Source organism: Streptomyces phyllanthi (assembly GCF_009377205.1).
In the GTDB taxonomy this organism is placed as follows: Bacteria; Actinomycetota; Actinomycetes; order Streptomycetales; family Streptomycetaceae; genus Streptomyces; species Streptomyces phyllanthi.
Genome location: NZ_VJZE01000276.1, coordinates 1 through 12,269, shown reverse-complemented (window position 1 = coordinate 12,269; position 12,269 = coordinate 1). Strand labels below are relative to the sequence as shown.

Here is a 12,269-nt window from a genome sequence, read left to right as displayed (position 1 = left end):
GAGCGGGCTATGCCTCGGCAAGCCGAGACATAGAGTGCGCAGCGCGCAAGCGCGCTGCGAATTCCCGCGCTTGCGCGGGAATTGAATTCCGCAAGCGGAATTCTAAAAGCGTGTCAATTCGCGCAAGCGCGAATTGCGAGCACCCGCGCAAGCGCGGGTGCCGGGGCTGGCGGCAAGGGAAGGTACATCACACTCGCGCCTGTGTAGGGCTTGGGAATCCCAGCTACCATCCCGGCAACGGAAGCGACGGACCATCGGCCTGACGGGGTGCCGGCTCCACCGCGGTAACGGGCTCCGCTGCGCTCCACCCGAGCTCCTCCCCCACCCTCGAAGTTGCCACGACGTGTTCGTCAATACCACGTCAACATACACCACAACTCGCCGCATCGGGGCGAGTTTCAGTCATGTATCACCCCAGGGAGGGAAGATGGCACGTGGGTGATGCATCACGGGGCTTGGCTGTGTAGAGTCTGGGATCAGACACCACACCCCTGGCCACGCTCACCGCGCCGGACTTTCATTTCAGATTGCGCGCCACATTCCGCGAAAAGGAGAACACGGGAATGGCCGTTAAACTGCGTGACCATCAGATCGAGGCCGTTGCCGCCATTGTGCGCGGTCTCGATACCCCGCCGGGCGGCATTCCCGTTAATGGCCTGCGCGGGCAGGTGCACGCCGCGTGTGGAACGGGAAAGACCATCATTGCGGCGGCGTCGGCAAAGCGTCTTGTCCCCAAGGGCCGCATTCTCGTGCTGGTGCCGACGCTGGATCTGCTGACCCAGACCGTCCAGGCGTGGCGCGCGGCTGGGCACACGGGGCCGGCGGTTGCGGTGTGCTCGCTCCAAGACGACCCGGAGCTGTGGAACCTCAAGGTGCGCTCCACCACGAACCCCGTGCGGCTGGCGCTGTGGCACGGGCAGGGGCCGGTGACCATCTTCGGGACATACGCCTCGCTGGGAGTCCTGGCAGAGGCGTTCGAGGGCGCCTACGGGCAGCAGTTGGCCCCGATGGACCTGACGGTGGTCGATGAGGCCCACCGGACTTCGGGCTCGATGGGTAAGGCGTGGGCCGACGTCCACAACCAGGGCGTCATCCCGTCGCACCGCCGGCTGTACCTGACGGCCACGCCGCGGATCTGGGAGGAACGCCTCAACCGGGAGGTCGCCGAAGGGGTACGCGACCCGCTGCCGCGCGAGATGGCGGCCTCCATGGACGACGAGAAGGTCTTCGGGCCGGTCCTCTACAAGCTCTCGCTCGCGTCGGCCGTGTCGCGTGGGCTGCTGGCGCGGTACCAGATCATCGTCCTGGAACTGAAGGACCCGGTCGTCACCCCAGAGCGGCTGATGGGCGAGGACCGGCACACCGAGGAAGTCCGCGGGCAGCGCCTCGGGGCGCTCCAGGCCGCGCTCCTGCACACGATGGCGCAGCACGGGCTCCAGACCTGCATCACCTTCCACCACCGGACGATAGAGGCACAGGCTTACGCGGAGGGCCTGGAGCGCGTCGCGGCGAAGCTGCACGCCAACGAGCCGGAGAAGTACCCGGCGAAGATCTGGGCGGACTGGCTGTGCGGCGAGCACGTCCCCGAGCGCCGGCGCGAGGTCCTGGCAGGGTTCGGGTCCACCGCGCGGCGGGCCGTGCTCTCGAACTGCCGTGTCCTGGGCGAGGGCGTGGACATCAGAGCGGTGGACAGCGTTGCCCTGTTGGACCCCAAGGGTGCTCCGCACGACATCGTCCAGGCCATCGGCCGGGCGCTCCGTCAGAAGCCTGGACAAGGGAAACTCGCCTCTTTGATCGTGCCGGTATTCCTCCAGCCCGGGGAAAAGCCCGAGGATATGTTCACCTCGGGATCGTATCGCCCGTTGGTGAAGGTATTGGAAGGTCTGCGGGCTCACGACGAAGAGGCCATCGAGCTGCTCGCGATCCCGCAGGAGCCTCAGAAAGACGTCGCGCAGCCGTCCATGAACATCGGTGTCGCGCCAGAAGAGGGCGAGGAGGAATCCCGCTTGCTGCTCCGTTTTGCCGCCCCGAGGGATCCGGCGATGGTCGCGGACTGGGTTTCCTTCAACGTGATCGACACCGAACGCCAGGACTGGGCTCGCGGCTGGGCGAAACTGAAGGCGTACGTCGAGCGGGTCGGGAACGCACGGGTGCCGTACGGGCACCGGGAGGGTGCGACACCCCTTGGGCAGTGGGTCGCGGAGCAGCGACGGGCCTACGCGGCCGGGGAAATGAGCGGGCAGCGCGCGCAGCGGCTGGAGCGGCTCGGCATGGTGTGGTCCGTGGCGGATGAACGCTTCCAGGAGAACCTGGAAGCCGCCAAGGCCTACTACGACCAGCGCTGGACACTCTGCGCACCCCGCACCGCGACGATGCTGGACCGGCCGATCGGGCAATGGCTGTCCAACCTCCGCCGCCCAGGCGCCCTCGACGGGCACCCCGACTGGAAGACCGCGCTCGAGGCCGTGGACGAGGACTGGAACCCGGAGTGGTCGGCCGACTGGCAGCGGCACTACGCAGCCCTGCGCGAGCTCGTGGCTGACGAAGAGGGCAGAGCCGACGTCCTGCCGGGCGTCACGGTCCACGGAATGGACATCGGCAAATGGCTGGCCCGGCAGCGCAAGCCCGAGATCTGGCAGGCCCTGACCGACGGACAGCGCGAACGCCTGGGGCAGCTCGGCATCACACCGCACGCCCCGAAGCCGGAGGAGCCCGCGAAACCGTCCACAGCGCCTCTGAGCGCCTTCGAGCGGGGCGTAGCAGCCCTCGCGCAGTACAAGGCCCGCGAGGGCTCGGTGACCGTCCCCAGAGGCCACGTAGAGCGACTCGAAGACGGATCGGAGGTCAAGCTCGGAGTGTTCCTGTCGAACACCAAGACCAGGCGCGCCAAGCTCGCCACCGACAAAGTCGCCGCACTCGCTGCGCTGGGGCTGGAATGGGCCCTGGAAAGTTAAATAATGGGGTAAGTTTGTGGTTAAGTAAGCCTGCCGGTATCACCCAGGCCCGACTGGCCACCGCGTTGAAGACGACGACTCAGTCGGTGAAGAACTGGGAGAACGGCCGCAGCGAGCCGAAGTCTCCGCGGCTGGATGCCTACCAGCGGCTGCTGAAGGGGTGGGCGGCGAAGTATCCCGCCCCCGGTGCAGCCCCGGCACATGCTCCGGCGCGAGCGGCGTCTACCGAGCCGGCCGCGTCCAGGGTGGAGACGGCAGATGCCCCTCAGGCTCCCGTCGTTCCGGCTGCGGCGCCGGCTCGCCCGGCCTTCCGGCCCGCTGCGACATCGCGGCGGCCGGCCACGCAGAAGGCGGCGCAGCCCGCAGCCGACCCGCGCTTCCCGCACGGGCCCCTCGCGGTCCTGGACGGTGACGGCTGCGCGTACGGCGTCGACGGGATCGTGCTGGACTGCCCGGCGACCACGGTGGTGGAGCTGGTGGAGTGGACGCTGCGTGAGTCCGGTCTCGGTGCGCCGAAGCTCAACCGGTACGGCAAGGACAGCGACCCGCTGATCGTGCTCACCGCCGCGGCTGCCGTGGAGCTTGGGCTGCCGGAGCGTCTGGAAGGCCACGAGCAGCGTCGCTCCCTGCGCCTGCCCGAGGACCATCCCGTGGTCAAGCAGGTGGTTAAAGCGAAGTGGCGGCTCACCCAGCGCGGGTTCGGCCCGTGGGCAAGGATCTACCGCAGGGCGCAGGGGCGTGAACGGCAGTGCGTGCAGCTGGCGGTCCTGTCCTGGGACGCCCTTGATGAGCGGTCCTGGCCGGGCGTGGCGGAGATGGAGCCGGCCGACATCGCCCGCGTTCTGGGCGTGTACGCCACCCGGGTCATCACCCCGCGCGGATCGACGGCCGTGTCCGGGCTGGAGCTGATGACGGCGCTGCGCCCGCCGACGAAGCCGGAGCGCGATGAGGAGACCGGGAACTGGGTGTCCGCCTACAACCCGGGATCGCTGGGGACGGAGCCGATGGACCCGGCGCCGCCGGAGGCCACCGCTGAGCACCCCGTCGTCGTGGGCAGCGGCTGGACCGGTGGCTTCCTCGATGAGGAGGCGTACCAGTGGGTGCGGCCGGTGGACCTGCTCACCGATGAGGAGTGCACGCTGCCCTTCACGGTCGGCCTGGACCTCAACACCGCCTTCCTCGCCGCCGCGGCCCGCCTGGTCGTCGGCCTGTCCGCCCCGGACCACTTCCACGCCCCGAAGTTCAACCCGAAGATCCCCGGGAGCTGGCTGGTCGACTTGAGCCACATCGAGCTGGACCCGCGCCTGCCCTCGCCGTTCACGCCGGACGGCTCCCGGCCCACGGGACCGGCCTGGTACCAGACGCACACCGTCGCCTACGCCCAGGAGCTCGGCTACAACGTCCACCCGATCGAGGCGTACCTGCGCCGCGAGACCGGCGCGTACCTGGACCCGTGGCACGACCGGCTCAAGAACGCCTACGTCGACACCCTCGCCGACCTCGGCGTCACCCGGGAGCTCTCCGACACCGAGTTCCTCGCGGCGATGGAGCGGCACAAGGACGTCGACCCGGCGATGGCGGCCGTCCTCGCCGCCATCAAGGCCACCGTCAAGGGCGGCATCGGCAAACTGCGTGAACGCCCCCAGGGCAAGAAGTACAAGGAGGGCGAGCGGTGGCCGGCTCTTCAGCGGCCGACCTGGCGCCCCGACATCCGTGCCGCCGTCATCAGCAAAGCCCGGGTCAACATGCACCGCAAAATGCGCAACATGGCCACGATGACGGGCCTGTATCCGCTCGCCGTACTCTCCGACTGCGTCGTCTACCCCTCACCGGGCGACAGCCCGCTCGACTTCCTGCCCTACGCCGCCTCCGGCAAGCCCCAGCCCGGCGCCTTCCGCCTCGGACCCACACCGGGCCTGGCCAAGCTGGAAGGCGTCCAGTCGATGCTCTGGGCTGTCGACCTCATGGAACAGGGCTACAACCCCGCCCGGCACATCAAAGGCGGCGACGCCGTCCTCGACGAAGGCGAGTAGGGCGCCGTGGGAGAGATCGACGACGCCATCGAACGCGCCGACCGGGAAGCCTTCACCCGCCAGCCGCCCAAGACCCTCCAGGCCCGCATCAACTTCCTGATGAAACAGCTCAAGACGACCAAAGCCGTGGCCCAGGAGATCGGGGTCAGCCAGCGGTCGGTGGAGCGATACCGCAAGGGCGAACGCAAGCACCCGCCCCACGCCATCGCCGAACGGATCGACGCGGCCGTACGCGCGCGCTGGCAGCCACAGGTACGCAAACGCCGACGCAAGCAGGCCGCCACCACAGGCGGGATCACGGTGGAGACAAGGGCCCGCTTCGGCTACACCGCGCCGATCGGCACGACCGACGACGGACGCTTCCGCCGCCTCACCGTCCACCTGCCCCCCACCTACGCGCAGCGCCTCTTCGACGCCCGCGACGCCGGAGCCAGCGACCAGCAGATGCGCCAGATCATCGCCGAAGGATTCAAGGACGTGTACTTCCAGGACGGCGGAAACCGCGCCATGGGACTCTCCGACGTCACCCTCAACGACATCGACTACCTCGACCTCGACTACTAACCTGGCCCCGACCGCAAGCCCGGAACCTGCTTGTTGAGGTCGGGTAGCCGGAGCCCATCGCTGGACCCCGGCCCCCTCAGAACCGTGCTTGCGCCTCACAGCGCACGCGGCTCAAGCAAGCCAGTAGGGCTTCGCAGGTCAGCAGAGTGACGCGGTCCGTCTGTTGTCGCCAGCATGATGCTGGGAAGACACCGGCGGAGGCGCCATCGCACGGAGGTACGACACGGCTCCGTGAGTACGACGAAGCCGGCGCCTGTTTTGATGGGGCGCCGGCCTGGTGCGGGCAGATCACGCGCCAACGTGGGTCTGCCGGGGTGTCCCTGTCCGCGTCGGTTGCAGCCAGTAGCAGTTCAAGGACGTTCGCGGGCCGGGTATACCGGCCTCGTCGTGTTCTGCGGCCTACCATCACTCACAGACCGGGGCTGCGGCAAGCCGAGCATGGACACGGATGAACCATCCCGGCGCCTGAGGCGATCGGCGCATGCGGTGCCGTCGCCGCCGCGCTGTTCAGGCACCAGAACGACACCGGGGCGGAGTGAAGGGGGCAAGACCCCTCCCTTGGACACCAGCGAACCAAAAAACGGCCATTTCGCTGATACGGGGTATTGCGGTCGGCGATCACTCTGCGGGAACAGGCCCAGGACTGAAATGATGGAGACATGCCCGGCACGGTCGGCGACGCCAATCGCCCCTGTGCTTACGGGACTTGCAGCCAGTAGCACTTCATTCCGCCCCGGCCCGCCGCGCCTTGGCACCGGGGTACGCCGAGAGGACTTCGCATGTCGATCGACACTGCCCCTGTGCCCCGCACCGAGCCCGGCCAGACCGACCCCCCACCCCGGTTCGGCGCGCCGCAGGCGTTCACCGCCGTCTCCTTTCCCGTCCTGGGCGTAGCCCTGCACGTCACCGGGATGCCCCTGCAGGACCTCTTCATCCTGCTGGGAGGCTGCGGCGCCCTGGGTGCCGCGGCGGTCATGGCCGTCGGCGGCGGCCGCCGCCGCCTGGCCTCACTGGCCGGCGCGATGCTGCGAGCCACCGCCGGGAAGTAGGCGAGGCTCCGCATGGGACGCAAAGACAAACCGGTCGACCACAGCCGGCCCGCGCGCGGCCGGCTGGCCGAACTCCTGCGCAGCTGGCGGGAGACGGCCGCAATCACCTACGAGACGCTGGCCAGCCGCACCGGGCTGTCGCCGGCCACACTGAAGCGCGCAGCCTCCGGGACCGTGGTGGCCAAGCGCGCCACGGTCGAGGCTTATGTCGTGGGCTGCGGCGGCAGCCAGGAAGCCGTGGGGGCGGCGGACGAGTGGTGGCGCCGGGCCCGTGTCGAGGAACGCGGCCGGCTGGCTCAGCTGCATGCACCGCGGCCCGAACTCATCGCGGACGCGGCCGACTTGAGCAGGGCGCTGGAGGCGGCGTGGGAACAAGCCGGGGCGCCGAGCCTGCGGGAGATCCGGGACCGCTCGGGCAACCCGCTCGCGCTGCCGGTCAGCACCGCGGCCCGCATCGTCAACCGCCACACCATTCCCGCCGATGAACAGCAGCTCCAGGCGTTCCTGACCGGTTGCGGCATCCCGCCCCAGCAGCACACGCCATGGCTGACCGCCTTCATCAAGATCATCATTCCCTCTCCCGCCACCGCGGTTCAGGAACTGCCTGACGCCTCGACCGCACGGCAGCAGGCCATCCGCCGACGGCTGCGAAGCCTGGGTGCTGTGGGTGCTGCACGCCCTGTGCAAGGGCCTGAACTGGGACTGGCCGATCACGCCGGCAGCATCTCCCTGAGGCGGATTCTCGACCTGCTGCCGGACGCGACCACCGAGCAGATCATCGCGAGCGGGTTGCGGGGGCACCTGGCAGCGGAAGCCGCCCGCAACGGCACGAGCGCACAGGGCACCAAGCCCTGGCAGCCGGACTTCTTCGCGGAGCACGACGGCAGGCACATGGTGTTCGAATCGAAGAGCACGTCCAGCCCCGGCAGGCCGGGGCCACAAGCCGGCGGAGCGGTGAAGGCACCGCGCGGGCCGTCGGGCGACGGAGGCCACCCCGCCGCGCGCAGGGAACCCGGCCGCGGACCCGGGCTGCCGGTCGGCTCCCGCGGCCACGCGGACCCATCCGAGCAGAACGCGGCAGTGCATGCGCACGTCTGGGAAGCGGCGGCGACGGACCTGGGCGGGGCGGCGTCGGATCCTTCGGTCACCCGGGGCCTTTTGTGTCAGGAGCATGCCCCCGCCGCGCGCAGTGCTGCCTGAGCCAGCCAGTGGCCAGCCCGCCCCATCGCCACCGGAAGACTGAGGCCGAAGTGGTCAGTTCCCGTCTGAACAGCACTCCCCGTCCGTCGGGGATCTTCCGTGTCGCCCCTTTCCCGAGGGAGACGACAGCCTCGCTGATGGGCCGCGTCGCACACCGCTACGGGCTGCGGGCCAAGGATCTGCGCTCCTGCTGGCAGTGGCGGAACTACCCGCCCGCCTACGACAGCGGTGGGACGCGGGCCGACGCCGAGGCGCTGCTGAACTCGGCAGGACGGCAGCTCCTGGCGGAACTGTGCGGTGTCGAAGAGGACGTGCTGACACGGGCGTTGCCGTCCTGGGGTCAGGAGGACGCCAAGCTGCCCACCGGAAAGGACGGGGCGCCGGCGGCGGCGTGGCGGATCGGCGGCGCGGTCGCCGGGCCGGTGGCATTCGGCTGCCGCCTGTGCGCCGCCCGGCGTACGGGGACGGCCGTGCGGGTGGTGCGGTACGCGCCCCGGTGGCAGCGGGTGTGTGTCCGGCACGGCCGGTGGCAGTTGGACGCGGACGCCGACCAGCCCCTCGAGCACCTCGACCTGCGGGATCTGCCGGAAGTGGTCGCGGCGCAGCGGCGGTGGACCAAGGTGGCGCGGCGGGCGGCCCGGGCCGGAGTCGAGCCGGCAAGGGTGTTCGCCCTGTCGCATGCGGTGGTGGCCCGGTGGTGGGAGCAGGCCCTGCATTGGGAGCGAGAGACGATCTGGCCACGGCGGCTGCACCAGGTCGCGGGCGGTAACGCCGGCGGTGATCTGGAGCGGTGGCGGATCGTGGGACGGGACGCGGTTGTCTTCCCCGAGGTGGTGGCCGTCGCCGACGCGCTGCTGGACCCGGCCATGGCCCAGCTGGCATGGATCGACAGCGGTGCCGGGCAGCCACGGCCGCTGCCTGCCGACGGGACGTTCTGCCGCCGGCTCGGTGAGCGGGTCGGCCGGCCGTGGCTGGGGCCGCTGACTGCGACCGACTACGGCGGCCCGCTGACCTCCTGGATGGGCAGCGTCATCCGTCTGCGCCGCGGGACTGGCGGACCACCCGGATACGACAACGACCCCTGGTGGCTGCGCCAGGAGAATCAGAGCGCGACCATGGCTGGGCACCTGCGGGTGCTGGGCAAAGAGAAGAAGGCGCCCGGATCGGGGAGGATGTGGCGGGCGACGGTGTCCGCCGAACAGCGGGCGCTGATCACCCGGGCGATCGAGGGCGCCGAGGAACAGCTGCTCCAGCTGCGCAGAGTGCAGACCGGGCCTACCGCCGACGTCGCCCGACAGCTCCTGCGCAACCTTCGCCACAGTGCCACCCTCATCGAGAATGCCTGGAAGCGGACTGCCTTGGCGGCCGCGAACGCCGGGATGCCCCTGGAAGAGGTCGCCCAGTGGGCGGGAATGTCCGCCGACGCTTTGACGGACATGCTGGCGGCCGGCCACGAAGACGGCGGGTGAAGGACCGGCGGCAGCGCGCGGGCAGCTTCCGGAGGGCTCGTCAACTGTTAGCGCATGCGGTGCCCGTTCGTGGCAGGAATCCCCAAAACCACCCTGCCTGCACGCGGATACGACTTGGCTGAAGCAGGTGATCAACGCGGGTACAGCCGGGCCGGGGAGCCGGGCAGGGCGGATGGCGGCCGTCCTCGAGGCGTTCGCGCGGCCGCGGCCGCTGATCGAAGGCGCCCAAGCAACCGGCGACCCGATCGAGGTCCTCCCTGCCGTCTTTCACGCCCTGTGGCACAGACAGCTGACGACAGACCTGGATACGCCGCTGCACGAACGCGTCATGGTCAGTTCCGGCTCCCTCCCCCATGCCGGCGCAGAGGTGACGGCCGACCGCCTTCAGGAAGACGCCGGCGAGAGTGAGGACGGCCATGACGAGGAGACCCGGGACATGAGCGAAACCGCGGAGAACGCGGATACGGACGCGGGTGGCGAAGAGGCCGGCGCCCGGCGCGGGGAGGCGGTGTGAGCAGCGGGCGGCCGGTGGTGGCGGTCGGGGCGCATGTCCGCTTCCGCGGATCGCGGTGGCAGGTCGTCGCCCTGGCCGGGCAGCGTCTGCATCTGGCCGGCGAGGACGGCAGCGATGAGACGGTGCTGGCGGGACATCTCTTCGCCGATGAGGGCTTCGCCGTGCTGGGAGCACAGGCGGAAGTGGAGCAGCCTCAGGCGGTACCGCGGTGGGGGCTGTTCGAGACTGCCCCGGTTGCGGCGCGGGAGAAGGCGCTGGCCTGGCAGCGGCACGTGAGGGAAGTCGAGTGCGGTCTGCCCGGCGGGCCCGGCAACGGTGGGGCGGTGCGGGAGCAGTACGACCCCGAACGGCACACGCTGGCCGAGCGGGAGCAGGCCAAGGCCGAGGAGCTGACCGCGCTCGGCTTCGCCCGGGTGTCGCGTACGACGGTGCAGCGCATGCGCCTTGCCTACCGCAAGCAGGGCCTGTGGGGGCTCGTCGACCACCGCACGACCCGCGGCCCCAGCCCCTCAGGGCGGCAGGACGAGAGGGTGGTCGCCGCGGTCAAAGACGTGCTGCGCAAGCAGCGGGGCCGCTCCAAGGGCACCGTCAGCGCGCTGATGCCGCGGGTCGCGCAGGTCCTTCAGGACCGTCACGGCACCAGCGTGCCCATGCCGGCGCAGGCCACCTTCTACCGGCTTGTCCACCAGCTCGCCGGGCCCGCCGACCATCCCGCACGCCGCGTGCGCACCCCGCCCATCACCGAGGACGGACGCGGCCACACCCCCACCGTCGCGCTGCGGCCCGGGGAGCAGGTGCAGATCGACACCACCCGCCTGGACGTCCTCACCCTGTTCGACGACGGGACGCTCGGCCGGCCCGAGATGACCATCGCGGTAGATGTCGCCACGCGCGCGATCCTGGCCGCTGTGCTGTGCCCGGGCGGCACGCAGGCCGTGGACGCGGCCCTGCTCCTGGCTGAGATGGCCGTGCCCCACCCGGCCCGCCCCACCTGGCCCGACGCCCTGCGCTTCGCCCACACCCAGCTGCCCGCCCACAAGCGGCTGCTGACCCTGGACGAACGCCTCGAGAAGGCGGCCGCCCGCCCCGTCGTGATCCCTGAGACGATCGTCGTCGACCGGGGCAGAGTGTTCCTGCCCCGGACGTTCACCGCCGCATGCGAGGCCCTCGGCATCAGCGTGCAGCCCGCCCCGCCCTTCGCTCCCACCGCCAAGGGCATCGTCGAGCGCACCTTCGGCTCGATCAATTCGCTGTTCTGCCAGCACCTGCCCGGTTACACCGGCTCCGACGTCACCCGCCGCGGCCGCGACGCCGAACGCGAAGCGTGCTTCACGGTCGCGCAGCTGCAGGACCTGCTGGACGAATGGCTCGTCCACTGGCACCACCGGCCTCACGAAGGGCTGCGCCATCCCGTGCTGCCCAGGGCCGCGCTGACGCCGAACCAGATGTGGGCTGCACTCATCTCGGTCGCCGGCTACGTACCCGTGCCCCTCACCAGGGACGACTACCTCGAACTGCTGCCGGTGCGCTGGCAGGCCATCACCGAACGCGGCATCCGCCTGAACCACCGCACCTACGACTGCGACCTGCTGGGCCCATACCGCGGACAGCCCTCCCCCATCGCGGCGCGCGGCGGGAAGTGGGAGATCCACACCAACCCCCACGACGTCCGCCAGATCTGGCTGCGCCTGCCCGACGGACAACTGGCCGAGATCCCCTGGATCCACCGCGCCCACATCCACCGGCCGTTCAACGAACAGACATGGCAGCACATCCGCACCACCATCACCCGCCACACCGGCCACACCGGGCCCGACAGCCTCGAGGCCGACCTCGCCGACGCCCTCGACCAGCTCATGCGCCGCGCCCGCACCGGCCATGCCACCAAGGCCGAACACCGCCTGATCACCCGCACCGCACCTGCCAGATCACCCCCGCCGCCACCACGCTCAGAACACGGCCGGCAAGAGCAACAACCGCCAACCCCCACCCCGGTGCCCGGGGCGGACACCGACAGCCTCGACCACCTCGACGACACCCCCGACGAGCCCCAAGACCTCGACCAGGACGCCGAGGAAAGCGACGCCGTGATGCCGGCCGTCCCCTACACCGGACTCGGGCTCTACGACGCACAGGCAGAGGCACTGAGGTGGTGAACACCCAAGGCACCCACGGGAAAAGCAGCCGCGACCGCGCACTCACCCCCGATACAGCAGACACGGCGGGGCTCTCCTGGCCGGTGACCACCTGGCAGGGCTGGCAGCACTTCGCCACCACCCCACCACCAGCCCCACCTCAGCCCGGCCAAGCGCCCCGCAGCCCTGAAGAGCGCCTCGCCTACCACTCCGCGTTCGTCACCGTCCGCACCCCGCCATCGACACCCTCGCCCGCCACGTGCGCACCCTGATGATCCTCGGCCGCCACCAGACCACCACCGCACGCCCCTCACTGATCGTCACCGGCCCCGCGGCCGCGGGGAAAACCAC

General features: G+C 70.3%; 7 protein-coding genes and 1 pseudogene. All 8 read left to right on the top strand.

All coding sequences use genetic code 11. The features are described from left to right. Positions 1-563: 563 nt before the first annotated feature. The 8 genes and pseudogenes from FNH04_RS29975 to FNH04_RS29940 all read left to right on the top strand — a co-directional run bounded on the left by FNH04_RS29975 (position 564) and on the right by FNH04_RS29940 (position 11,939). Positions 564-2,954: a DEAD/DEAH box helicase gene (locus FNH04_RS29975; protein WP_152788912.1), complete on the top strand. Its 2,391-nt coding sequence runs from the start codon at positions 564-566 to the stop codon at positions 2,952-2,954. 20 nt (positions 2,955-2,974) lie between these two features. Continuing rightward, positions 2,975-4,987 (top strand): annotated as a pseudogene (gene tap, locus FNH04_RS29970) (telomere-associated protein Tap); the annotation flags it as partial. 6 nt (positions 4,988-4,993) lie between these two features. Then, positions 4,994-5,551: a telomere-protecting terminal protein Tpg gene (gene tpg, locus FNH04_RS29965; protein ID WP_322724220.1), complete on the top strand. Its 558-nt coding sequence runs from the start codon at positions 4,994-4,996 to the stop codon at positions 5,549-5,551. 779 nt (positions 5,552-6,330) lie between these two features. Continuing rightward, positions 6,331-6,600: a hypothetical protein gene (locus FNH04_RS29960; RefSeq protein WP_152788908.1), complete on the top strand. Its 270-nt coding sequence runs from the start codon at positions 6,331-6,333 to the stop codon at positions 6,598-6,600. Between the two features lie 12 nt (positions 6,601-6,612). Next, on the top strand, positions 6,613-7,800 hold the full coding sequence (locus FNH04_RS29955) for a helix-turn-helix domain-containing protein (RefSeq protein WP_152788907.1): 1,188 nt from the start codon (positions 6,613-6,615) through the stop codon (positions 7,798-7,800). 137 nt (positions 7,801-7,937) lie between these two features. Continuing rightward, positions 7,938-9,269 (top strand): DNA-binding protein, encoded by a 1,332-nt coding sequence (locus tag FNH04_RS29950; RefSeq protein WP_228031697.1) that lies wholly within the window; start codon positions 7,938-7,940, stop codon positions 9,267-9,269. A gap of 172 nt (positions 9,270-9,441) precedes the next feature. Further along, positions 9,442-9,783, top strand: coding sequence for a hypothetical protein (locus FNH04_RS29945; protein ID WP_228031696.1), 342 nt, complete (start codon positions 9,442-9,444; stop codon positions 9,781-9,783). After that, on the top strand, positions 9,780-11,939 hold the full coding sequence (locus FNH04_RS29940) for a transposase (RefSeq protein ID WP_322724219.1): 2,160 nt from the start codon (positions 9,780-9,782) through the stop codon (positions 11,937-11,939). The genes FNH04_RS29945 and FNH04_RS29940 overlap by 4 nt, the downstream gene beginning before the upstream one ends. The last annotated feature ends 330 nt before the right edge of the window (positions 11,940-12,269 follow it).